At 71.1% G+C, this 22107-nt stretch carries 24 protein-coding genes; 8 read left to right on the forward strand and 16 right to left on the reverse strand.

What is annotated here, in order from left to right; translation table 11 throughout:
• Nucleotides 1-114: 114 nt before the first annotated feature.
• From XF36_RS27160 to XF36_RS35365, 3 genes are all read left to right on the forward strand, one after another.
• On the forward strand, nucleotides 115-804 hold the full coding sequence (locus XF36_RS27160; protein WP_064485709.1) for an RNA polymerase sigma factor: 690 nt from the start codon (nucleotides 115-117) through the stop codon (nucleotides 802-804).
• Entirely contained in the window at nucleotides 801-1145 is a 345-nt protein-coding gene (locus XF36_RS27165; RefSeq protein ID WP_060714155.1) for a hypothetical protein, read from the forward strand. Before XF36_RS27160 ends, XF36_RS27165 begins: the two co-directional genes overlap by 4 nt.
• Before the next feature lie 69 nt (nucleotides 1146-1214).
• Complete coding sequence (locus XF36_RS35365; protein ID WP_145981535.1) at nucleotides 1215-2219, forward strand: DedA family protein; 1005 nt, start codon at nucleotides 1215-1217, stop codon at nucleotides 2217-2219.
• 47 nt (nucleotides 2220-2266) lie between these two features.
• Here XF36_RS35365 and XF36_RS27175 read toward each other — a convergent pair whose 3' ends face one another.
• The 3 genes from XF36_RS27175 to XF36_RS27185 are packed head-to-tail and all read right to left on the reverse strand — an operon-like array spanning nucleotide 2267 to nucleotide 4241.
• Complete coding sequence (locus XF36_RS27175) at nucleotides 2267-2914, reverse strand: TrmH family RNA methyltransferase (protein WP_060714156.1); 648 nt, start codon at nucleotides 2912-2914, stop codon at nucleotides 2267-2269.
• Nucleotides 2911-3471 (reverse strand): orotate phosphoribosyltransferase, encoded by a 561-nt coding sequence (pyrE, locus tag XF36_RS27180; RefSeq protein ID WP_020625733.1) that lies wholly within the window; start codon nucleotides 3469-3471, stop codon nucleotides 2911-2913. The genes XF36_RS27175 and pyrE overlap by 4 nt, the downstream gene beginning before the upstream one ends.
• Complete coding sequence (locus XF36_RS27185) at nucleotides 3468-4241, reverse strand: SDR family NAD(P)-dependent oxidoreductase (RefSeq protein ID WP_020625732.1); 774 nt, start codon at nucleotides 4239-4241, stop codon at nucleotides 3468-3470. The genes pyrE and XF36_RS27185 overlap by 4 nt, the downstream gene beginning before the upstream one ends.
• A 260-nt stretch (nucleotides 4242-4501) precedes the next feature.
• Between XF36_RS27185 and XF36_RS27190 the strand changes: the two genes are divergently transcribed.
• The gene (locus XF36_RS27190) at nucleotides 4502-5995 is read left to right on the forward strand and encodes a flavin-containing monooxygenase (protein ID WP_060714157.1); all 1494 of its coding nucleotides are present in this window, start codon (nucleotides 4502-4504) and stop codon (nucleotides 5993-5995) included.
• On the opposite strand, the gene XF36_RS27195 is transcribed toward XF36_RS27190, so the two are convergent.
• The 8 genes from XF36_RS27195 to XF36_RS27225 all read right to left on the reverse strand — a co-directional run bounded on the left by XF36_RS27195 (nucleotide 5992) and on the right by XF36_RS27225 (nucleotide 13578).
• Nucleotides 5992-7002 carry an adenosine deaminase gene (locus tag XF36_RS27195; protein ID WP_060714158.1) on the reverse strand — a complete coding sequence of 337 codons (1011 nt, stop codon included), beginning with the start codon at nucleotides 7000-7002 and terminating at the stop codon, nucleotides 5992-5994. The two genes, XF36_RS27190 and XF36_RS27195, sit on opposite strands and share 4 nt — an antisense overlap.
• A 286-nt stretch (nucleotides 7003-7288) precedes the next feature.
• The gene (locus XF36_RS27200; RefSeq protein ID WP_060711247.1) at nucleotides 7289-8197 is read right to left on the reverse strand and encodes an IS3 family transposase; all 909 of its coding nucleotides are present in this window, start codon (nucleotides 8195-8197) and stop codon (nucleotides 7289-7291) included.
• Nucleotides 8194-8484 carry a transposase gene (locus tag XF36_RS27205; protein ID WP_060710840.1) on the reverse strand — a complete coding sequence of 97 codons (291 nt, stop codon included), beginning with the start codon at nucleotides 8482-8484 and terminating at the stop codon, nucleotides 8194-8196. The genes XF36_RS27200 and XF36_RS27205 overlap by 4 nt, the downstream gene beginning before the upstream one ends.
• A 69-nt stretch (nucleotides 8485-8553) precedes the next feature.
• Entirely contained in the window at nucleotides 8554-9765 is a 1212-nt protein-coding gene (locus XF36_RS27210) for an IS256 family transposase (RefSeq protein ID WP_422662586.1), read from the reverse strand.
• A gap of 206 nt (nucleotides 9766-9971) precedes the next feature.
• Nucleotides 9972-10949, reverse strand: a complete 978-nt coding sequence (locus XF36_RS27215) for an IS481 family transposase (protein ID WP_082375688.1) — start codon at nucleotides 10947-10949, stop codon at nucleotides 9972-9974.
• 276 nt (nucleotides 10950-11225) lie between these two features.
• Nucleotides 11226-11579, reverse strand: coding sequence for an alpha/beta fold hydrolase (locus XF36_RS32010; protein ID WP_145981536.1), 354 nt, complete (start codon nucleotides 11577-11579; stop codon nucleotides 11226-11228).
• A 147-nt stretch (nucleotides 11580-11726) separates the two neighbouring features.
• Complete coding sequence (locus tag XF36_RS27220) at nucleotides 11727-12386, reverse strand: hypothetical protein (protein ID WP_060714159.1); 660 nt, start codon at nucleotides 12384-12386, stop codon at nucleotides 11727-11729.
• A gap of 355 nt (nucleotides 12387-12741) precedes the next feature.
• On the reverse strand, nucleotides 12742-13578 hold the full coding sequence (locus XF36_RS27225; RefSeq protein ID WP_060714160.1) for an NAD(P)H-binding protein: 837 nt from the start codon (nucleotides 13576-13578) through the stop codon (nucleotides 12742-12744).
• A gap of 882 nt (nucleotides 13579-14460) precedes the next feature.
• On the opposite strand from XF36_RS27225, the gene istA reads away from it, so the two are divergent.
• The 3 genes from istA to XF36_RS27240 all read left to right on the forward strand — a co-directional run bounded on the left by istA (nucleotide 14461) and on the right by XF36_RS27240 (nucleotide 17402).
• Nucleotides 14461-15720: an IS21 family transposase gene (istA, locus tag XF36_RS27230; protein ID WP_145981219.1), complete on the forward strand. Its 1260-nt coding sequence runs from the start codon at nucleotides 14461-14463 to the stop codon at nucleotides 15718-15720.
• On the forward strand, nucleotides 15717-16568 hold the full coding sequence (gene istB / locus XF36_RS27235) for an IS21-like element helper ATPase IstB (RefSeq protein WP_060713594.1): 852 nt from the start codon (nucleotides 15717-15719) through the stop codon (nucleotides 16566-16568). Before istA ends, istB begins: the two co-directional genes overlap by 4 nt.
• 207 nt (nucleotides 16569-16775) lie before the next feature.
• Nucleotides 16776-17402, forward strand: a complete 627-nt coding sequence (locus tag XF36_RS27240) for an IS5/IS1182 family transposase (protein WP_060714161.1) — start codon at nucleotides 16776-16778, stop codon at nucleotides 17400-17402.
• 267 nt (nucleotides 17403-17669) lie between these two features.
• Here XF36_RS27240 and XF36_RS27245 read toward each other — a convergent pair whose 3' ends face one another.
• The gene (locus tag XF36_RS27245) at nucleotides 17670-19103 is read right to left on the reverse strand and encodes an IS1380 family transposase (protein WP_060710862.1); all 1434 of its coding nucleotides are present in this window, start codon (nucleotides 19101-19103) and stop codon (nucleotides 17670-17672) included.
• Between the two features lie 438 nt (nucleotides 19104-19541).
• Here XF36_RS27245 and XF36_RS27250 point away from each other — a divergent pair, with 438 nt between their 5' ends.
• Nucleotides 19542-20114, forward strand: a complete 573-nt coding sequence (locus XF36_RS27250; RefSeq protein WP_060714162.1) for a transposase family protein — start codon at nucleotides 19542-19544, stop codon at nucleotides 20112-20114.
• On the opposite strand, the gene XF36_RS27255 is transcribed toward XF36_RS27250, so the two are convergent.
• From XF36_RS27255 to XF36_RS27270, 4 genes are all read right to left on the reverse strand, one after another.
• On the reverse strand, nucleotides 20087-20443 hold the full coding sequence (locus XF36_RS27255; protein WP_060714163.1) for a hypothetical protein: 357 nt from the start codon (nucleotides 20441-20443) through the stop codon (nucleotides 20087-20089). The two genes, XF36_RS27250 and XF36_RS27255, sit on opposite strands and share 28 nt — an antisense overlap.
• A gap of 231 nt (nucleotides 20444-20674) precedes the next feature.
• On the reverse strand, nucleotides 20675-21049 hold the full coding sequence (locus XF36_RS27260; protein WP_060714164.1) for a hypothetical protein: 375 nt from the start codon (nucleotides 21047-21049) through the stop codon (nucleotides 20675-20677).
• A 54-nt stretch (nucleotides 21050-21103) separates the two neighbouring features.
• Nucleotides 21104-21736: a pyridoxamine 5'-phosphate oxidase family protein gene (locus XF36_RS27265; protein ID WP_060714165.1), complete on the reverse strand. Its 633-nt coding sequence runs from the start codon at nucleotides 21734-21736 to the stop codon at nucleotides 21104-21106.
• A 77-nt stretch (nucleotides 21737-21813) separates the two neighbouring features.
• Nucleotides 21814-22017, reverse strand: coding sequence for a hypothetical protein (locus XF36_RS27270; RefSeq protein WP_145981537.1), 204 nt, complete (start codon nucleotides 22015-22017; stop codon nucleotides 21814-21816).
• Between the last annotated feature and the right edge of the window lie 90 nt (nucleotides 22018-22107).

Consider the following 22107-nt stretch of genomic DNA (forward strand, 5'->3'; position numbering starts at 1 on the left):
GGTCTCACCGCGGACGACGTCGCCGACCGCCGCACCGGGTGACACTGCTGCGTGACACTGCTGCACCGGGTAATGCTGCGAAGGCTGTCGGTGGTGGTCGCTAGGGTGGTGGTCGTGGAGGAGGAGCGCGCCGAGAACGCCGTCGACCGGACGCTGGGCCGGTTGCGCGCCATCGACAGCCGACCGGCGCCCGAAGGCACCGGGCCGCATCGGTTCGCCCCGGGCACGGCGCCCGACCCGGTCGACGGGCCGGGTGGCTCGGGGTCCCGGCAGGGGCCGGACACGCCGCTGACCCTGGCCGACCTCTACCGCGACCACCGGCTGCGGCTCATGCGCCTCGCGATGCTGCTGGTGGACATCCCGGCCACCGCGGAGGACGTGGTGCAGGAGGCGTTCACCGGCCTGCACCGGCACTGGTCCGGCCTGCGGGACGAGTCCGCCGCCGTCGCCTACCTGCGCGCGGCCGTGGTGAACGGGTCGCGCTCGGTGCTGCGGCGCCGTCGCACGGCGCGCGAGTACGTGCCCCCGCACGCGGCGAACGCCCGCTCGGCGGAGTCGCTGGCCATGCTGTCGGCCGAGCACCAGTCGGTCGTCGACGCACTGGCCCAGCTCCCGCCGCGCCAGCGCGAGGTCCTCGTCCTGCGCTACTACGGCGGGCTGACCGAGTCCGAGATCTCCGAGGCCGCCGGGATGAGCCGCGGCACGGTGAAGTCCACCGCCAGCCGCGCGCTCGACGCCGTCGCCCGGATCATGGCCGAGCGCGCCGGGACCGAGGCCGTCCGGCGTCCGGGAGAGCTGCGATGACCGGCCCCCAGCCGCCGCAGCCCGGCCGCGACGACGCCGCCCGCCGGATCGGCGAGGCGCTCCAGGCCCAGGCCCGCGGGCGCCCGATGCCGCAGCGTCCCGCGGCGGGCCCGGCGCCCGTGCCACCGCGCGTTGCCGGCCGGATCCCGCCGCCGGTCCCGCGTCCCGCACCGCCCCCGCAGCGCCGGCCGCAGCAGGCCCCGGCGCCGGCGCCCGCCCGTTCGGCGACCGGCCAGATCGTCTGGGCCGCCGTGATCGCGCTGCTCCTCGGTGCGCTGCTCGGCGGGGGGCTCGCGCTGGTCTCGGTGCTCCTGCCGGGTGCCCTGCCCGCCCTCGGCTGAACCGCTCACAGCACCTCCACAGCGACGGCGACGTCGGTCCCCGTCACCCGGCCGGTACCGTTTCTCGACGTGACGGTTCTCGCCGCGACGCAGACGCTCGCCCTCGGTCCCGACTGGCTCGACCCGGCGGTGATCATCGAGTCCCTGGGCCCGTGGGCCCTGGTGGGCGTCGCCGCGATCATCTTCGCGGAGTGCGGGCTGCTGCTCGGGTTCTTCCTCCCGGGCGACTCGCTGCTGTTCACCGCGGGCCTGTTCGTGGCGCAGGGCGCCATCGACGTCCCGCTGTGGCTGGCCAGCCTGGTGCTGGTGGTGTCGGCCTTCGCCGGCAACGCCGTCGGCTACGGGATCGGCTACCGCGCCGGCCCGGCGATCTTCGACAAGCCCAGGTCGAAGCTGTTCAACCCCAAGCACGTCGAGAAGACCCACGAGTTCTTCGAGAGGTACGGCAACCGGGCCATCGTCCTGGGTCGGTTCGTGCCGATCGTGCGGACCTTCATCACCGTCAGCGCGGGCGTCGCGCGGATGGACCCGAAGCGCTACCTGACGTACTCGCTGATCGGCGGCGTCGCCTGGGCGGCGGGCGTGACGGTGCTGGGCTACTTCCTCGGCCAGTTCACCTTCGTCCGTGAGCACATCGACCTGATCCTGGTCGCGATCGTGCTGGTCTCGGTGCTGCCGATCGTGTTCGAGGTGCTGCGGGCGCGGGCCGCGTCGAAGCGTGGGGGTCCCGCCGGCCCGGTCGACGGCGTCGCGGGCGCCGCGGCCGGTGCGGCCGCCGCCACCGTCACCGGCCACACCGCCGACGACGACCCGGCCGCGGTCACCATGCAGATGCCCGCCGTCGGGAACGGCCCGGCACCGCAGCACGGGCAGCCCCGGGACGGTCAGGCCCCGTACGCACCGCAGCCCGGTCGCGCACCGCGGTCCGGTTACGCCCCGCAGAGCGGTCACGCCCCGCAGCACGGCGGGCCCGCGCCCCGGCCCGGCGCCGGGCCCCGTCCCCAGGACGGGACCGAGCCGCCGTACCGCCACACCACCGGCCATCCCGCGATGCCGCCCCGCGCGGGCGGCTGAGCCTCGACCGGCACGTTTCCGCCCCCGGCGGGGCGGAAACGTGCTGATCACCAGGCGTCGGACAGGTCCGCGTGCTCGCGGATCCAGCTGTGCATCACGATGCCGGACGCCACGCCGGCGTTGACCGAGCGCGTCGAGCCGAACTGGGCGATCGACACGACCAGGTCCGCGGCGGCACACAGCTCCGGGGAGAGACCCGGGCCCTCGGCGCCGAACACCAGCACGCAGTCCCGCGGCAGCGACGTCCGCTCCAGCCGGACCGCCCCCGCGACGTTGTCCACCGCGACCACGGCCAGACCGTGCTCCCTGGCGAACGCGACGAGCCCGCCGGCGTCGGCGTGGTGGTGCAGCCGCAGGTAGCGGTCGGTGACCATCGCGCCGCGCCGGTTCCACCGCCGTCGTCCGACGATGTGCACGCCGGCGACGCCGAAGGCGTTCGCCGTGCGCACCACCGTGCCGATGTTGTGGTCGTGGCCGAGGTTCTCGATCGCCACGTGGAACGGGTGCGCCCGGCGTGCCAGGTCCGCTGCGACCGCCTCACGACGCCAGTAGCGGTAGCGGTCGACGACGTTGCGCCGATCCCCCTGCTCCAGCAGCTCCGGGTCCCAGTGGTCGCCGTCGGGCCACCGCCCGGCCCACGGGCCCACCCCGACCTGGCCGGGGACCGACCACTCGCTGGGCCCTGACTCGCTCATCCCAGCTGCAGGTCCGCCAGCCCCAGCAGCGCGCGGTACGGCACGCCCTCGGCCTCGACCGCCTCCCGGGCGCCGGTGTCGCGGTCGACGACCGTGCACACGCCGACGACGTCGGCGCCGGCCGCCAGCACCGACCGGACCGCGGTCAGGACCGAGCCGCCGGTGGTGGAGGTGTCCTCGACGACCAGCACCGGAAGACCGGCGATGTCCGGGCCCTCGATGAGCCGCTGCATGCCGTGCTTCTTGGTCTCCTTGCGGACGACGAACGCGTCGACCGGGTCGGTGTCCGGCTCGGCCGCCGCCGCGTGCAGCACCGCCGTCGCAACCGGGTCCGCGCCGAGTGTCAGCCCGCCCACCGACCGGTAGGTCCAGTCCGCGGTGAGCTCGCGCAGCAGCCGCCCGATCAGGGGGGCCGCCTCGTGGTGCAGCGTGACGCGGCGCAGGTCGATGTAGTAGTCGGCCTCCGCGCCGGAGGAGAGCGTGACCCGCTCGTGGACGACGGCGATCTCCCGGACCAGCGCGGCCAGCCGGGAGCGGTCGGTGTGTGCGGAGCTCATGTGCGATCCCTGTCGAACGTCGCCGTGATGCGTCGCAGCAGGCCCCGGGGCAGCACCCCGGTCGCCCCCACGATCGCCTTGTACTGCCGGGAGGGCACCGAGACGACCCGGCCTCGGCCGAGGTCGGCGAGCGCCTCGTCGACGACCTGGGAGGCCTCCAGCCACAGCGGGCCGCGGCGGGCGCCGACGTCGATGCCGGCGCGCTCGTGGAACTCGGTGCGCACGTAGCCGGGGCACAGCACCATCGCGCGCACCCCGGTGCCCTGCAGCGACGCGGCGACGCCCTCGGTGAAGGAGATGACCCACGCCTTGTCGGCCGCGTAGGTGGAGCCGCGCCCGGCCAGGAAGCCCGCGACGCTGGCGACGTTCAGCACCGCGCCGGTGCCGCGGTCGACCATTCCGGGCAGCACGGCCCGGGTCAGCTCCAGCACGGCGGCCACGTTGACCTGCAGCTGCCGAGCCAGGTCGGCGGCGTCGTTGTCCAGGAACGACGAGCCCAGCGCGAGCCCGGCGTTGTTGACGAGCAGGTCGACCGGGGCGAGGTCGGGATCGGCGAGGCGGCGCACGACGCGGGCCCGCTGGTCCGGTTCCGACAGGTCGGCGGGCAGCACCTCCACGACCACGCCGAGGTCGCGGTAGCGCTGCGCGGCGGCCTGGAGGCGGTCGGCGTCGCGCGCCACGAGCACGAGGTCGCGGCCGTCGGCGGCGAGCCGATCGGCGAACGCGGCACCGATCCCCGACGACGCGCCCGTGATCATGACGGAGGGCACGCGGAGAGCCTAGTGCGTCCGAACCCGACCGGCGCAGGCGCGACGGTGGCCGACGGGCCCGGTGTGACCCGCACGACACGGGTGTCCGGCGACCTGCGTGAGACCGGCCGCTCTCGCGTGCCGGTGCACCACGAAGCCTTTACCGTCGAGACTATGACGTCCGAGGCGCTGCCGATCCAGCGGCCGGTCGATCCCGCCGCTCCCCCGGCTCCTCCGACGGGCCGCACGGCCCGTCACCCCGTCGTTCGAGGGTCGCGGTCGTGGGGGCCGGGTTCACCGGACTCGCCGTGGGCCTGGCCCTGCTACGGCGGGGTGTGCACGACTTCGTCCTGCTGGAGCGGGCCGACGACGTCGGCGGGGTGTGGCGCGACAACACCTATCCCGGGGTCGGCGTCGACACGCCGTCGCCGCTGTACCAGCTGCGGGCCATGACCAACCCGGACTGGAGCGACCTCTACGCGCCCGGCCACGAGGTGCAGGACTACGCACGGCGCCTGGCCCGCTCGACCGGTCTGCTCGACCACGTCCGCTTCGACGCCGACGTGCTCTCCGCGCGCTGGGACCCCGCGGACGCCCGCTGGCGGATCGCGACCCCGTCCGGCGAGTTCACCGCGGACGTGCTGGTCAGCGCGGCGGGGCTGGTCGCGGACCCGAGGCTGCCCGACGTCGAGGGCCTCGCGGACTTCCCCGGACCGGTGTTCCACTCGGCCCGCTGGGACCACGACGCGGACCTGACCGGCTCGCGCGTCGCGGTCGTCGGGACGGGGGCGACGGCGGTCCAGCTCGTCCCCGAGCTGCAGCCGCGCGTCGCCGAGCTGCACGTCCTGCAGCGCACCCCGGCCTGGATCCTGCCCAAGCCCGAGCGGCCTGTCGGCGAGCGCACCCGTCGCACGCTGGCGGCGAACCCGCTGCTGTGCCGGATGCAGTTCGACGTCATGTACGTCGGCGCCGAGCTGCTCGCCGCCACCCGGCGGTCGCGGCTGCTGCGCGAGGCGCTCACCCGGGTCGGCCGCCGGCACCTCGCCGCCCAGACGCCCGACCCGCAGCTGCGTGCCCGGCTGACCCCCGACTTCGACTACGCCTGCAAGCGGCCGCTGGTCTCGAACGACTACCTGCCCGCGATGAGCGCGCCGAACACGACGCTGCACACCGGAGGACTCACCCGGGTCGAGGGGCGGACCGTCGTCTCCGGCGACGGCAGCCGCGCCGAGGTCGACGCGATCGTGCTGACCACCGGGTTCGAGGTCGGCGCGACCGCCCCGATCGCGCGCCGCATCCACGACGCGCACGGCCGCTCGCTGCACGACCACTGGGGTTCCTACCCGCGCGCCTACCTGGGGATGAGCTACCCCGGTTTCCCGAACCTGTTCCTGATGCAGGGTCCGAACGCGACCAGCGGGGCCAGCTCGACACTGCTGTTCTCCGAGGCCCAGGCCCGCTACGTCGCCGACGCCGTGTGCCGGATGGCGGCCGAGGGCATCCGCGCGCTCGACGTGAAGCCCGCCGTCGAGGAGCGCTGGACGCGGCGGATCCGGCGCCGGTCGGCCCGCACCGTGTACGAGACCGGCGGCTGCTCCAGCTACTACCAGAACGACGAGGGCGTCAACGTCGTCATGTGGCCCGCGAACACCGCCGAGTATCAGCTGCGTACCCGCCGGTTCCGGCTCTCGCCGTTCACGGTGGAGCGGGGCCGCAGCGGGGCGGGCCGGCCGCTGCACCCGCTGCGACCGGTCCGGCTGGCCGCGACCGCCTAGCTGTACTGCCCAGGGACGCCCCAGGCCGCGACCTCGCCGGCCAGGCGCTCCTTCGTCGCGTCGTCGAGGAACGACGAGGCGAACGAGTTCGCGGCCAGCGTCCGCAGCTGCTGGTCGGTGAACCCGAGGCCGTCGCGGACGGCGGCGTAGTTCGCGTCGGCGTAGCCGCCGAAGTAGGCCGGGTCGTCGGAGTGCACCGACACGTTCAGCCCGGCCGCGAGCATCTCCGGCAGCGAGTGCAGCCCGATCCCGGGGACGCAGGCGAGCCGGACGTTGGACAGCGGGCACACCGTCAGCGGGGTGCGGTCGCGGACCAGGCGGGCGACCAGCGCGTCGTCCTCGATGGCACGGATGCCGTGGTCGACGCGCAGCACTCCCAGCTCGTCGAGGGCCTCGGAGACGTAGCCGGCCGGACCCTCCTCCCCGGCGTGCGCGACCGGCTTGAGCCCCAGCCCGCGGGCGCGGTCGAACACGGCGGTGAACTTCGACGGCGGGTGGCCCACCTCGGCCGAGTCGAGCCCGACCCCGACGATCCGGTCCAGGTACGGCTCCGCGGCCCGCAGGGTCTCCTCCGCCTCGGCTGCCGAGCGGTCGCGGAGGAAGCACAGGATCAGCCCGGCCGACACCTCGCCGGCGTGGGCCTCGACCGCGTCGGTCAGGCCGCCGATCACGTCGCCGATCGCCACGCCGCGAGTGGTGTGGGCCTGCGGGTCGAAGAACATCTCGACGTGCCGCACGCCCTGCTCCGGGCAGGTCCGCAGGTACGCCGAGGCGAGCTCGGCGAAGTCGTCGCGGGTCCGGAGGACGGCCATGTTGGCGTAGTAGACGTCCAGGAAGGACTGCAGGTCGGTGAAGTCGTAGGCGGCCCGCAGGTCCTCCACCGAGGCGTACGGCAGCGCGACGTCGTGCCGCCTGGCCAGCTCGAACACGGTCTCGGGTTCGAGCGTGCCCTCGATGTGCAGGTGCAGCTCGGCCTTCGGCAGCGGCGGGGTCCCGGTGGTCGTCACCGCGACATCATCCCGCGCCGCCCGGGACGGTCAGGAGCTGGTGACCGTCGACGTCATGTAGGCCGAGATCCGCTGGCCACGGGAGCGGTCGCGGGCCGCGGCGCTCGCCCGGGCCCGCTGCGCGGCGGTCCGCACCGGACCGGCCGCCCAGTGCCGCCGGCAGTCCCCGGCCGCGACGACGGCGCGTCCCGCACCCGGGCGGGACGGCAGGTCCGGCAGCCGGGCCGGCTCCCGGTACCCGGCACCGCCGAGCAGCTTGCGGTTCCCCCGAGATCGTGGAGGGTTCTTATGCCGCGTCTCGGGTGAGGGCGGCGTTCTCGTAGTTGATCGGTGAGAGCCCGGCGGCGGCACTGTGTCGCCGCCGGTGGTTGTAGAAGCCGTAACACCAGTCGATGACCGCCGCCCGCGCCCTACTGATGGTGTCGAAGTCGTTGCGGGACAGCACTTCCCACTCCAGGCTGGAGAAGAACGCCTCCGCCGCGGCATTGTCGAAACACGACCCGACCCGGCCCATCGACTGACGGATGTCGAGCCGCCGACACAGAGCGGTGAACGCGCCCGCGGTGTAGGTCGACCCGCGGTCGGTGTGGAAGATCACCCCGGCGATTCGGTCCGCCCCGCCGCGGGCCGCCACCGCCATCCGGATCGCCGCACACGCCAGCTCGGGGTTCGGGTGCAGCCCCGTGGCCGCGCCGAGCAGCCGCCGCGAGTACAGGTCGATCACCGTGGCCAGATACAACTTCCCGGCCGCGGTGGGGATCTCGGTCATGTCCCCGACCCATCTGCGGTTCGGCTCGGCCGCAGTGAAACCCCGACGAAGCAGGTCCGGGAACTTCGGCGCCGTGCGGTCCTGGCGGGTCAGTCCGTTGTGCCGCTTGATCCGGCGGGCGACCAGGCCCTGGCGGCGCATCGAGTCCGCCACGGTCTTCTCCGACACCCGCCATCCGGCCTCACACAGGTCGGCGTGCAGACGGGGTGAGCCGTGTAGCCGCTGGGCGTCGTCGAACGCCACGGCCACGGCGGCGTCCCACGCGCAGCGGCGCTTCTCGGTCGCGGTGGCACCACCGTCGGAACGCGCGGCGCGGTCGAGCCACTTGTACAGCCAGGAGATCGACACCCCCAACAGGGCGCAGGCCAGCGTGTGCGGCACCCGGTGGAAGGTCCTCTGGTCGGCGATGAAACGGGCCACGCTCACTTCGTCGCCTCCTTGACCCACAGGACCACGGATCGCTTGAGGACATCACGCTCCATCCGCAGCTCGGCGTTCTCCGCGCGCAGCCGCTTGAGCTCCTCGACGCCGCCGCGAGACAGGCCCTCGGTGTCCTCGCGGGCCTCTCGTGCACGGGCCACCCAGTTGCCCAGCGTGCCCTCGTTGACCCCCAGGTCACGGGCGACCTGGGCGATCGGCTTGCCCGTCTCCTCCACGACCCGGACCGCTCCGTCACGGAACTCCCGGTCGTAGCGCTTCCGTACCTCTGGCATCGCTACCCCTTATAGCTGATGCCTCCCCGATCAGGGCCTGTCTCGTGATCGGTGTTTCGGCGTCGTTGCTCAGTAGGTCTCGGCTCCCGGCCAGCGGTCACCGAACGTGATGGCGAACGCGTTGATCACGGGCTTCCAACGCATCGTCCACCTCGTGCGGCCCGTCCCGGTCGGGTCCAGGCTGCGAGTCACAAGATACAAGCATTTCATCGCAGCCTGCTCAGTGGGGAAATGACCACGCGCCCGCACCGCGCGCCGGTAGCGGGCGTTAAGCGATTCGATCGCATTCGTAGAGCAGATCACCCTTCGAATCTCGACGTCGTAGTCCAAGAACGGCACGAACTCTTCCCACGCGTTGCGCCATAGCCGGATCATCGCCGCGTACTTACGGCCCCATTTCTCGTCGAGCTCATCCATAGCGATAAGTGCTGCATTCGGGTTGGGCGCGGCATAGATTGGTTTGATGTCGCGCTTCACCGCGTCCCAGTCCTGTCGACCCACCAGCCGGAAAGTGTTTCGGATCAGGTGCACGACGCAGGTTTGGACAATGGTTTGCGGCCACACGTTGGCCACGACCTCCGGGAGTCCTTTGAGGCCGTCGCAGACCAGGAACAGCACGTCACGCACGCCGCGGTTCTTCAGGTCGACCAGCACGCTCATCCAGAACTTCGCGCCCTCACTGCCGACGCCCATCCACAGCCCCAGCACGTCCTTGCAGCCGTCCACGGTGACGCCGATGGCTGCGTAGACCGGCCGGTTGGCGACCTGCCCGTCCCGGACCTTGACGTGGACAGCGTCGATGAACACCGCGGCGTACACCGAATCCAACGGCCGACCAACCCAGTCATTCATCTCGGCGACGACCTTGTCGGTGATCCGCGAGACCGTCTCCTTCGATACTGACGCCCCATAGATGTCAGCGAAATGTGCGGAAACCTCCCCGGTCGTCATCCCTTTCGCATACAGCGACAGTACGACCTCGTCGACATCTGTGAGGCGCCGCTGACGCTTCTTCACGATCTGCGGCTCGAAAGTGCTGGCCCTGTCTCTCGGAACGTCGATCTCCACGTCACCCGCGGCATCCGAGAGAACCGTCTTCGAGCGGGACCCGTTCCGCACGTTGGTGGATTCCCGGCCGGAGTCGGCCCGGTTCTTGTCGTGCCCGAGGTGCTCGGTCATCTCCTCGTTCAGCGCCGTTTCCAGAACATTCTTGGTAAAGAGCTTCAACAGGCCGTCCGGGCCGGTCAACGCCAGCCCGCGCGCCTTCGCCTCGGCCACCATCGCCGCCGCAGCGGCCCGCTCCGCCGACGCCTGCCGAGCAGGCTTCGGGTCACCCTCGCTTGGATCCACAAGGTCCGATGTCATCACTGTCCGTGCCCATCTCGCCGGACCTCAGCCCGGCGTGTCGGGCCGAAAACACCGATCTTGAAACAGTCCCAGCTCCTCGGGCGTGGCCGGCCGGGCCGGGGCGGCCGGGGCGGCAGCGTCTAGGTGTGATGTCCAGGCAGGTTGGTCAGGCGACTGATCGGCGGTAGGCCGTTGGTTGCGCTGTGGGGCCGGTGGTGATTGTAGAAGTGCAGCCAGCCGGGGAGCGCGTCTCGCCGAGCCGTTTCGCAGGGGTGGAAGCGGGCGTATGCCCACCCGTCGGCGAGGGTGCGGTGGAAACGTTCGATCTTGCCGTTGGTCTGAGGCCGGTAGGGCCGGGTTCGCTTGTGGGTGATGCCCAGTTCGCTGCAGGTGTCACGCCAGGCGTGTGAGCGGTAGCAGCTGCCGTTGTCGGACAGGACCCGTTCGACGGTCACGCCGCGGGCGTTCAACCAGTCCACGGCCCGGCGTAGCACACCGGTGGCGGTGTCGGCTTTCTCGTCGCTGTGGATCTCGGCGTAGGCGACGCGGGAGTGGTCGTCGATGACGGTGTGGACGAACGCTCTGCCGGTGCGCGGCTTGTAGTCGGTTCCCCTGGGCAGTCCGGGAGTGGACCGCTTGTTCAGGGCGCCTTGTCGGCGTCCGACGAAGCGGTGTCCGCCTCCGTCGGGGATGTTGCCGAACTTGGTGACGTCGACGTGGATCAACGAGCCGGGGTGTGGGTGTTCGTAGCGGCGTAGGGGCTCGCCGGTGACCCGGTCGATGTGGGAGAGCCGGTTGATCCGGCAGCGGCGCAGGACCGCGTGCACGGTCGAGGCGGCGAGAGCGAGTCGGCCGCCGATCTGTACTGGTCCGAGTCGGTGGTGCCACCGCAGTCGCACGATCTGCTTCACCAGCCTCGGCGGGGTCTTGGCCGGCATCGACCGTGGTCGGGAGCTGCGGTCGACCATCCCGGGCGGGCCCTCGGCGCGGTAGCGGTCAGCCCACTTTCGGGCGGTGCGAGGGGCGACCATGAACATTCTGGCCGCGGTGGAGCAGGTCCAGTCCTGGTCGACGATCAGACGGGCCAGCCGTAGCCGGGCTGCTTCGGCCCACGTCATCGGCCATGAGTACACAATCCCACGACCGTCTGCCTCGTCGATCGTGGTCCGTTCCCGATTGGTGGGGATGTCTGTCAGGGGACTTGCGTCGACCTGGACGATCCCGGCTACCTCATCGGGATAGGCAGTGAGCCTTTTTCAACCTGCCGTTCCGGCAGCTCAGGGGCCTGGTTGTGTGGGTGCAGACGCCGAGCTAGCGAGCCGGTGACCTGTGCAGCTGTGGTCAGAGCAGTTGCGCTGCAACCTTCGCGATCTCCTGACGCAGAAGCTCGCTGGTCAGGTTGAAAAAGGCTCAGTGGCGAACGCGTCGGCGATCAGACCGCCAACGGAGCAGCCGGCCACCACGAACGGGCCAGGAACCCCGGTGGCTCGTAGAAGATCGCGGAGCTGCTCGGCGGCCCATCGAGCGGGACGGGCGACGGCAGCGTCCTCGGCTGGGAGCGGATCGCTGTTACCGAGCCCGGGTCGGGCGTAGGTGAGCACCGTGTATCCACCGAGGAGGGGCACGACATGTTCCCACTGCTCGCCGTCGCCACCAGCGCTGTCGCATAGGACGACCGTCGGCGAACCGGGCCCGGTGATCGTGGTGTCGAGTCGGATGTCGTTGACCTCTACCTGGCGTCGTTCCACCAGCCCTAGCGTGCCGAGATCAGGAGGGCCACGACAGCGCCGATCAGGGGAGCGGAAGATGCACAGTCAGCGTGCTCCTGCCTCTTTGCCTGTTCCATGGCCGGGGTAGAGCACATCAGGGCACTGGTACCGACGGCCTTGGCGAGTTCAGGGCCTGCTGGCCAGCAGCGTCGTCAACCTCCCGCCGTCGTCGAGAGCCCAGACGCGGACCTGTGGGTCTATCTGGTCCAGCACGTACTCCAGACTGGCCAAGCGCTTGTGCAGCGGTTCGCGGATCAGCGGCTCATGGTGGGCGATCCGGTTGCGGAGCAGGTGGAGATCGTTCACGGGTCTCTCCAGCAGCGGCCGCGTGTTGCCGCGGCGGGGTAGCTGAGGGAAGGCGTGGCGGATCGCCGGCCACAGCGTCGTGGAGTAGCGATTGGCGAGCAGGTAGCGCCAGAACCCGAATGAGAGCTCGGCGACGACCTTGCCCGGCGGAGCCCCTCGCCCGGCCCGCCTTTTCGCTGTCTGCACGTCGTCGGTGGTCCGGTTGTTGAACACTCCCTGCGGGTCGTCGAACCACTCGCCGGGAAGACCGCGTCGCTGATGGTGGGCGGTCAGCTGGTCGTGCATGGCGTTGCGCAGGATCACCTCGCCGTGCCCGAGCACTTCCCAGAACGCCGCGGACACCGAGGCGTTCCACCGATACAGACCCAAGGCCGTGCCCAGATCACCGCCACAGGCCCCCACGTAGGTGCTGAGCCTCGCCGGCGACAGGTACTGCTGGATCAGCAGCGGTGAAGCCGAGCCGGCCGGTGAATTCGACATCCTCTGACGACTTCCGTATCCTCGAAGGCGAAGACCCCGGAGCGATCCCTGGCCGCCCTCATCGGCGCGCTACATCACCGGGGTTTCTGCATTCTCGGGCATCGTCCGCGACAGCCTCCACCTGCCCCTGGCACGGGCGCCTCGAGCTGACGCGGTTCGCGTCGCCGCCGCCGTCGCCGCCGGGCCGGGGACCCCGGCGCCGCGGTGAACCCGCCCGGCATCCGGCGGATCATGTTCGCGGTCCCGTTCGGCGGGGAGCACGTGGCTCGCCTACCTGCGCGGGACCAGCGGGGGTCCTCGTCGCGCGGGCCGAGGCGTCCGGCTAACCCGGGTCCGCCGGACGCCCGGGTGCTGGTCACCGTCGCCAGGTTCCGGCCGCCGCCTCCCGCGCGACGTAGTCCTCGAAGGTGCGGGGTGCGCGCCCGAGCACCTCCCGCACCCCGTTGGTGGTGGCGGCGAGGACGCCGCGCTCGATGAGCGTGTACATGGCGGTGACGGCACGGGCGACGTCCTCGTCGACACCCTGGCCGACCAGGCTCGCCGTGTAGTGCTCGGGGGAGACCTCGCTGTAGGTGATGGCCCGGTCCGTGGCGCGGGCGATGATGTCGACGGCCTCGCGGTAGGTCAGCGGCCGTGGACCGGTGAGCTCGTAGGTCCGGCCGCCGTGCTGTCCGGGCTCGGTCAGCACCCGGGTCGCCACGTCGGCGAGGTCGTCGATGTCGACCATTGGGTCGGTGAGGGTCCCTGCGGGCAGCGCCAGGTCGCCGGCCAGGAGGGGGGCGAGGTGGGCTTCCTCGGAGAAGTTCTGGAAGAAGTTGGTCGGGCGCAGGACGGTCCACTCCGAGGACGAGGCTCGCACGGCGTCCTCGGCGTCGCGCATGTCGTCGCCGAAACCGGAGCCGGCCCAGTCGTCGGCGCTGCGTCCGGACAGCAGGACCAGGCGCCGTACGCCTGCCGTCTCGGCGCGGTCGACGAAGGTCCCGACGGGTCCAGGGGTCGTCGGGGCCACGACGTAGACGGCTTCCACGTCCGCGAGTGCCGCCTCCCAGCCGGTGGGGTCGTACCAGTCGAACGGGACGGCGGCGGTGCGCGAGGCGGCGCGCACCGGCACGCCCCGCAGTCGAAGACGGGGGACGATCCGCCGGCCGGTCTTACCGGTGGCGCCCAGGACGAGTGTGGGTCGGGTGGTCATGGGGTGGAGTCAACCCGGCCAGTGTGGACGGATCCATGGTTCGAACGCCGGGTCGCATGTCCGAACGTCTGTCATGCCAACCACCGTGCACTCTCCACTCAGATTGAGATCAAGTGTCTGAGACGCTTGCCGACATGCACTGACCGCGAGCCGATAATAAGAATTATGACAGAAGGGCAGAGCATTATTGCATCTGATGCACGATGGCCTGCCCCGCTCGAAGGTGCAGTCGGCCTGCCGGTGAGGTCGCCCTGCTCTCGTCGGCCCACGAGACTCACGATCGTCTAGCCCGACCGGCGCGGTCCACTGAGATTGAGCCACGTCCCGTCGCTGAGTCGAACGCACTCGCGGCCGTCGAGGACGGGGATACTGCTAGATCGAATACGAGCGGTTACCGGCACCCGAGGAATCCCGCCCGGCGCCAGGCCACTACTGATACACCGCGTGAACTAATAATTAGCGACGACACGCTACTAGGACCGTCGGGCCCTACCCTTCTTACCGTGCGGTGCCCATGTGCCGGCCGGAGCTGTTGCGGCTCATCATTTGACGACACTGAGCCTTTTTCAACCTGCCGTTCCGGCAGCTCAGGGGCCTGGTTGTGTGGGTGCAGACGCCGAGCTAGCGAGCCGGTGACCTGTGCAGCTGTGGTCAGAGCAGTTGCGCTGCAACCTTCGCGATCTCCTGACGCAGAAGCTCGCTGGTCAGGTTGAAAAAGGCTCACTGAGCCCTTTTCAACCTGCCGTTCCGGCAGCTCAGGGGCCTGGTTGTGTGGGTGCAGACGCCGAGCTGGCGAGCCGGTGACCTGTGTGTCGACGACGGGCTCAGACTGACCCCCTAGCGTCGGCTTGGGATTGACCCCCTCTGCACGACGCTGAGGGGGTGTTGTCGGTGGAGGACTGGGCCGAGATCCGTCGTCTGCATCGGGCCGAGGGTGTCCCGATCAAGGAGATCGCCCGCCGGCTGGGGGTGGCCCGCAACACGGTGCGCTCCGCGTTGCGGGCGCCGGGCCCGCCGAAGCGGGAACGGGGCCCGCGGGGATCGCTGGCGGATGCGGTCGAGCCGCAGGTGCGGGCATTGCTGGCGCAGTTCCCACGCATGCCGGCCACGGTGATCGCAGAGCGGATCGGGTGGGAGCACTCGCTGACCGTGCTCAAGGACCGGATCCGCCAGATCCGCCCCGAGTATGTCGGGATCGACCCGGTCGACCGGGTCGCCTACGCACCGGGCGAGATCACCCAGTGCGACCTGTGGTTCCCCGAGACCACGATCCCCGTCGGCCCAGGCCAGGAACGGGTCCTACCGGTGCTGGTGATGACGCTGGGCTACTCGCGGTTCTTGTCCGCGACGATGATCCCCTCGCGCCAGGCCGGGGACATCCTGTCCGGGATGTGGCAGCTGATCAGCGACGTCGGGCGGGTGACCCGCACGCTGGTCTGGGACCGGGAGTCTGCGATCGGCGGGACCGGGCGGGTCTCGGCACCGGCCGCTGCGTTCGCCGGCACTCTGGCCACCCGGATCCGGCTTGCCCCACCGCGGGATCCGGAGTTCAAGGGGCTGGTCGAACGCAACAACGGCTACTTCGAGACCTCGTTCCTGCCCGGACGTCGCTTCGCCTCCCCAGCCGACTTCAACCACCAGATCGACGACTGGCTGGCCCGGGCCAACACCCGCACCGTCCGAGCGATCGGCGGCCGCCCGGTGGACGTGCTCGCCCACGACTACGCGGCGATGACTCCGCTGCCGCCGCTGGACCCGCCGATCGGGCTGGCCCAGCGGATCCGGCTGGCACGGGACTACTACGTCCGCGTCGATGCCAACGACTACTCCGTGGATCCGCAGATGATCGGCCGGTTCGTCGATGTCGCCGCCTCACCGCGCGAGGTCGTCGTCTACTGCGCCGGCCAGGTCGTCGCCCGTCACGACCGCAGCTGGGCCCGCCACGCGGTGATCACCGACCCGGCGCACCAGCACACCGCCGCGGCGATGCGCCGCGCCCTGGCCCACGACCGCAACACCCGACAGGCCGCAGCACGCCGTCACCTCGACGGCCACCCGGTGACCCTGCGCGCACTGCCCGACTACGACGCCCTGTTCGGTGTCGACTTCGTCTCCACTGCCGAGGAAGCGAGCAGCTCATGACAACCACACCACCGAAGATCACCACCGACCCCGCTGGGAGCTCGGGGCCGGCCGGTCCGGTGCTGGCCGCGGTCCCCGACGGACTGCCGGCGATGATCGCCTACCTGACCCGGGTCCTGAAGACCCCGACCATCGCGGCCAGCTGGGAACAGCTTGCCGCCCAGGCCCGTGAGGAGAACTGGTCGCACGAGGAGTATCTGGGCGCGCTGCTGCAGCGCCAGGTCGCCGACCGCGAGTCCAAGGGCACGGTCATGCGGATCCGCACCGCGCACTTCCCCCAGGTCAAGACCTTGGAGGACTTCAACCTCGACCATCTGCCCTCGCTGCGCCGCGACATCCTGGCCCACCTGGCCACGAGCACGTTCGTCGCCAAGTGCGAGAACGTGATCCTGCTCGGCCCGCCCGGGATCGGGAAGACCCACCTCGCGATCGGGCTCGGCGTCAAAGCCGCCCACGCCGGCTACTCGGTCCTGTTCGACACCGCCAGCAACTGGATCACCAGACTCGCCGCCGCGCACCAGAGCGGCCGGCTCGAGGCCGAGCTGAAGAAGATCCGCCGCTACAAACTGATCATCATCGACGAGGTCGGCTACATCCCGTTCGACCAGGACGCAGCGAACCTGTTCTTCCAGCTCATCGCTTCCCGCTATGAACAAGGCAGCGTCATGGTCACCAGCAATCTGCCCTTCGGCCGCTGGGGCGAGACCTTCTCCGACGACGTCGTCGCCGCAGCCATGATCGACCGCCTCGTCCACCACGCCGAAGTCCTGACCCTGTCCGGGGACTCCTACCGCACCCGCGCCCGACGCGAGCTCCTGGCCAAACACAACCGCGCCAGCAACGACTGACCATCACCACACCACGCCGGGGGTCAGTTCACCGTCGACGGCCGCCGTGACGTGTTGGGGATCTGGGCCGGCGACGGCGGGGAAGGCGCGAAGTACTGAGCCTTTGCCAACTTGATCTGTGCTGGTCAGCGGCTCTGCGGCGTGGCGTCGCCCGTCTACCAGGAGCTTCACCAATTCACGCCCTGCGCGGCCACCGCAAGCCAGCGGGTGCCGAGCTGGTTCTGCGTCGGTACCTCGACCGCGTTCCGCTACATCCGCGAGGCGATCGCGCTGCTCGCCGACCTGGCCCCGAGCCTCGAGCAGGCGATCGAGGTCGCCCGCGGGAAGGCGTTCGTGATCCTCGACGGGAGCCTGCTGCGTATCGACCGGGTCGGGATGGGATCGGACTACAACGCCGGCTTCTACTCCGGCAAGCACAAGTGCCACGGCGTGAACGTGCAGGTCATCGCCGACCCGGCCGGCCGGCTGGTGTGGATCTCACCGGCGCTGCCCGGTGCCCGTCACGACATCGCCGCGGCCCGCCAGCACGGGATCATCGACGCCCTCGCCGACGCCGGCGTTCAGGCGATCGCCGACACCGCCTACCAAGGCGCCGGCAAACACGTCGTCGTCCCGCAGCGCAGGCGACGCCTGGACCGCGACACCGGCCGCTACCGGCCCCTGTCTGCAGCACAGAAGGAAGTCAACACCACTCACGCCCGCCAACGCGGGCCCGGTGAACGGGTCAACGCCGAGCTCAAGAACTGGCGGATCCTGCGGAAGATCTGCTCCAGCCCCAGCCACGCCACCGACCTCGTCGCCGCTGTTCAGACGCTCATGATCACCAACGTCTGATCAGGTTGGCAAACGCTCACTGAGCCCTTTTCAACCTGCCGTTCCGGCAGCTCAGGGGCCTGGTTGTGTGGGTGCAGACGCCGAGCTAGCGAGCCGGTGACCTGTGCAGCTGTGGTCAGACCCGAATCCGCGAGTAGGCTATGAGCTGATCTTGGTCGGCCAAAGTTGATGTTGCTTGGGTCGGGAGTTGGGTGGTGGGCAAGCGGGCGGCCCGAGTGTCGCCTCGGGTGGCGGGTTCCTGTGCTGGTCGGGGCCGGTGCGGCCGGGTCAGGACGGAGCGGGCAGGGCGCGGACGCGGGCGAGGACCTCGGCGAGTAGGTGCTCGCCGGGTGGTAGGCGCAGGGTGAGGCCGCGGGCGTGGCGCACGAGGCGGGCGGGGATGGTGATCAGCCGCCGGCGCAGGGTGGCGATCATGGCCTGGCCGCCGCGGACGCCGTGCCCGACCAGGCGCCCGTCGCGGGTGCGGGCGGTGAGGTGGTGCAGCCACCCGCTGGTGGTGGCGGCCAGGAGTGCGCCCCACATCCAGGCTCGGTTCACCGCGAGGTGTCCGGAGGGGAGGTGGCGCAGCGCGGCGCCGTGCTTGGTGTCGCGGAACAGGTTCTCCACCTTCGTGCGGTGGCGGTACCAGTACTCGGCCTGCGCGGCTGCGGCAGGTGTGGAGACGTCGAGGTTGGTCACGATGAACGAGTAGGCGAACACCCCGTCGACCTTGGCCACCGTAGCGAGGTCGTCGAGCGGGAGCGCCCGCTGGGCGGGGTGCAGGGTGCGTCGGCGCCGCGCTCGCGGGTCACCGGAGACCTGGCCGTGGTCCAGGTCGAGCCGGACCCGACGGATCAGCAGCTGGGTCGCTGCGGGCCACCAGTTCGGGCAATAGTCGGCCACCGCGACCTGCGCGCCGGTCATGTCGATCGCGTCGGTCCACCCGTCGGCCGCGACGCCGTCGAGGATGCGCCACAGCGGCGCGATGCGTCGGGCGCCGATGGCGAACTCCACGCCGACGAACAGGGCTGCGCGGGCGAGCTGCCCGGCGAAGTAGCCCGCGTCCGCACGCACGCGGACTCGCCCCGCCCGCGCCTGCGCGGGGAGCGCGGCCAGCGCCCGGTAGAACAGCTCGGCGCTGGTGGCGCGGGGGTCATCCCGGCCCGAACCGAGGTCAGCGGCCAGCACCACCGCGGTGTCGGCCCAGGTCGCGACGTGCGGGCGGGCGACCCGCTGGCCTTGGTGGTTGAACGCCACGCCCTGCTTGAGCCGGCCGTAAACCTCGACATCGGTGGTGTCCAGATCGATCGTCACGTCCGCCGTCAGCTGCTCGGCCCGGTCCGGGTCGACCTGGGCGAGCAGGTCCAGCGCGGTGGTGTGCACGTCACCGAGCCCGGTCTCCACCGCCGCCCACTGCCCCTCGATGAACTTGCGCGCGAGCCCGGCGGCGGTCGTGGACGCCAACCCCGGCACCGGCGTGAGTGCCTGCCCGGCGGTGTCGGCGCGGTGCCGGTCCAGCCCGACCAGGAAGTCCTCCCCGCACAGCTGCGCCGCCGACATGCCGACCAGCATCTGCCCGGCGCTGCACCCGCGGTCGCGGTCCTTGATGGGCCCGACCGCGGCGTCGAGCTTGTCGATGATCCCGAGCCGGTCGATCAGTTCGGTCACCGCGGCCAGCCCGGAGAACCTGGTCAGCGCCGCGTCCGGCGCGCCGAGACGCACCCGCGCACACCGCGGGCGTCGCTTGCGTACTGTTCGCACCTGATAGGTGTCCTCTCAACCCGCAATGTCGTGTCGTCGCAAACACGATCATCGCAGGTCAGCGGGCACCTATCGCCATCTCCCCAGTCCGGACACCAGCGCTACTCGCGGATTCGGGTCAGAGCAGTTGCGCTGCAACCTTCGCGATCTCCTGACGCAGAAGCTCGCTGGTCAGGTTGAAAAAGGCTCACTCCCCCGCGTCGTAGTGCATTTCCCCTGGAGGCCGGTGAAGACGAGCGCGTCGGGACGCCGGGCGACGTAGGCCGCCAGGTGGTCGAGCAGGTCGGAGCCAGGGCCCCGGCGAAGTCGTAGTGGGTAGCGACTGAGCTGGGGCGACACGCCGGGCCGAGATGCGGGTGCGGGCACGACCCTGTTGGTGATCATGAGGTTGTCGAAGCCTTGATCACCAACAGGGTCGTGCCCGCGTTGTCATCTGCTCCGATCGTTGCTGTCCTGCTCGACCCCGACACCCAACTCGACGCGGCCGTCACCGAGTCGGGCTCGACGCAGGCGGCGTTGTCGCTGTTCGACGCCCTGCACTCGGTTCCCGACCCGCGACGGGCGCGCGGGGTCCGCCATGGCCTGTCACCGGTGTTGGTGCTGGTCGCGTGCGCGGTGTTGGCCGGTGCCCGCTCATCCACCGCGATCGCCGAACACACCCGGGACGTCGGTGTCGGCCTGCTGGTCGAACTCGCCGACCGGCTCGGCATCGACCCGCAGCACGCCGTACTGGTGGTGCCGCACGAGTCCACGATCCGCAGGCTGCTCCAGCAACTCGACCCCGTCGAGCTGGAGTCCGCTCTGCACGCCTGGACCAGCGCACAGCTTGCCGAGCGCCCGACCGACACCGGTCGGCCGCGTCGAGAGCAACGGCGGGTGTGGGCGCCGGACGGCAAGACCGTGCGTGGCGCCCGTACCCCTGACGGGCAGCCACACCTACTGTTCTACGGCGACCGAACCGCCCTGAACTGACAGAGACGATCACCGCCCACACGCGATCTTCCGGACAGTCCCCAGAGCGCCGCCAACAAGCGGAGCGATTCAGCGAGCCGGTCGGGGCCGACGATGGGAACACCGAACCTGCGGATGGTGGCAGCGGGTGCGTCGGACCAGTCGTAGGTCAGACGAACCTGCGTCCCACCACCGGTCGGCGCGAGGTCGTATCGCCACGTCCAGCCGAGCGGCGCGCCACCGTGAACGGCCGTGGTCCACGCGTTGGTTCGATTCAGGTCGAACATCGTCAGGATGTTGTCGGACAGGTAGTGCTCGACGGCGTCGCCGTCGATGTAGGTCATGTTCATCGTGAAGACCTGACCGACGCCGGACAGGATCTCGGCGGTGGTCGGCTCTCCGACCCATCGCCGAGCCGTCGAAGTGCCGATGCATCGCCGGGTCGCGCAACAGCTCGAATGCTGCCGATGCCGGCGCGTCGATGACGGTGGCGGCGGCGTGAGCTGTGGACACCACAGCGATACTGCCGCATCTCCCCCTTCCGGTGCCCTCCCTCCGCTCCACGGACGGGGACGACGGGGTCAGAGCGCGGGCGGCACGTCGCGGCGGGCGACCCACCAGGTCACCACCCCGGCGCCAGTGAGCAGCGGGACGAGCACGAGCACCGCGGGACCGGCGAACACCGCGACCACGCCCAGGGTGATCGCCGCGATCCCGGCGCCGATGCCGCTGGCCACGGCCAGCACCGTGGCCCGCTCGCCGATCGGCTGCCCGGCCACCCAGGACAGGGTGCGGGCCACCCCGGCGACCACCACCGCCAGCACGATCCCCGCGACCACCGCGGCCGGTGGCAGCGCGGCACCCGCCGCGAGCGCGACCGGGATCGCGAGCGCGGTGAGGACAGCGGACAGCAGGGCGCGGAGGGACCGCCGCAGCGGCGGGACCGAGGGTGTCACGTCTCCCCATTGTGCAGGGGTTGACCTGGGGTTTCGATGTAACCTGCGCGACCCTCAGTAGAGCCGGGCCGCGTAGCCGGCGCCGTAGTACTCCTCGATCTTCTCCAGCGGCTCGTCGGGGCGGGCGAGCCGCTTGGCGAGCTGCGCGGTGGAGGGCAGCGCGTCCGGCGCGGGCCAGCTCTCCGTCGCCCACAGCTCGGAGCGCAGGAACGCCTTGGGGCAGTGGAAGTAGATCTGCTCGATCGCGACCTCGCAGGCGAGCAGCGGCCGTCGGCCCTTCACGGCGAGCTCGTCGAAGTAGGGCGCGTCGCGGACGAGGCGGGCCCGGCCGTTGATGCGCAACGTGTCGTTGCGCCCCGGCACCAGCAGGATGACGCCGACGTGCGGGTTCTCCAGGACGTTGCGCCAGCCGTCGACACGACCGTTGCCGGGACGCTCGGGGATCGCGACCGTGCGGTCGTCGACGACGTGCACGAACCCGGCCGGGTCGCCCTTCGGCGAGACGTCGCAGGTGCCGGCCCGGCCCGACGTCGCCAGCAGCAGGAACCGGGACGCCGCCAGCCAGGCGCGGTGCACGTCCACGAGGTGGTCGCGTTCCTTCGCCAGGGCGGGTGCGATCGGCTGCCCGGTGATCTGCTGCAGCTCGGCGAGGGTGCGGATCTCGGTTCCGTGCGCGTCGGACGTCATGGGTCGACGGTAGGCGCGGACGGGCGCGGGGCCGGGAGAGTTCCGGTCACGGGCGTGGGGACGACCGGCATCACCTGCTAGCCCAGGACGGGCGTCATGCCCGGCTCCCGCCCGGTGGCGGCCAGCGCGAGCGCCGTGTCGTCCTCCCACCCCGCGACGGCGGCGTCCCCGGCCAGGCGCAGCACCGTCTCCCGCACCACCGCGAGCCCGGACGCCGGCGGCGCGGGCGCGTCCGGCAGCACGACGGTCATGTCGAGGTGGTGCACCACGACCTCCACCACCCAGGTCGCGACGAAGTCGCCGACGTCGAGGACGACCCCCTGGAACTCCAGCCGGTAGGGCCGCTCGAGGTCGGCGACGAGCCGGCGCAG

It is taken from the genome of Pseudonocardia sp. HH130629-09, from assembly GCF_001294645.1.
GTDB lineage: Bacteria > Actinomycetota > Actinomycetes > Mycobacteriales > Pseudonocardiaceae > Pseudonocardia.

What these genes read in the sequence shown, in the direction of transcription:
- XF36_RS27165 (WP_060714155.1), top strand. Translation starts at nt 801, where the DNA reads ATGACCGGCCCCCAGCCGCCGCAGCCCGGCCGCGACGACGCCGCCCGC.
- XF36_RS27175 (WP_060714156.1), bottom strand. Translation starts at nt 2,914, where the DNA reads ATGAGCGAGTCAGGGCCCAGCGAGTGGTCGGTCCCCGGCCAGGTCGGG.
- pyrE (WP_020625733.1), bottom strand. Translation starts at nt 3,471, where the DNA reads ATGAGCTCCGCACACACCGACCGCTCCCGGCTGGCCGCGCTGGTCCGG.
- XF36_RS27205 (WP_060710840.1), bottom strand. Translation starts at nt 8,484, where the DNA reads ATGCCAGAGGTACGGAAGCGCTACGACCGGGAGTTCCGTGACGGAGCG.
- XF36_RS27210 (WP_422662586.1), bottom strand. Translation starts at nt 9,765, where the DNA reads ATGGTGGCCGAGGCGAAGGCGCGCGGGCTGGCGTTGACCGGCCCGGAC.
- XF36_RS27215 (WP_082375688.1), bottom strand. Translation starts at nt 10,949, where the DNA reads ATGACGTGGGCCGAAGCAGCCCGGCTACGGCTGGCCCGTCTGATCGTC.
- XF36_RS27220 (WP_060714159.1), bottom strand. Translation starts at nt 12,386, where the DNA reads ATGTCGAATTCACCGGCCGGCTCGGCTTCACCGCTGCTGATCCAGCAG.
- XF36_RS27225 (WP_060714160.1), bottom strand. Translation starts at nt 13,578, where the DNA reads ATGACCACCCGACCCACACTCGTCCTGGGCGCCACCGGTAAGACCGGC.
- istB (WP_060713594.1), top strand. Translation starts at nt 15,717, where the DNA reads ATGACAACCACACCACCGAAGATCACCACCGACCCCGCTGGGAGCTCG.
- XF36_RS27255 (WP_060714163.1), bottom strand. Translation starts at nt 20,443, where the DNA reads ATGAACATGACCTACATCGACGGCGACGCCGTCGAGCACTACCTGTCC.
- XF36_RS27265 (WP_060714165.1), bottom strand. Translation starts at nt 21,736, where the DNA reads ATGACGTCCGACGCGCACGGAACCGAGATCCGCACCCTCGCCGAGCTG.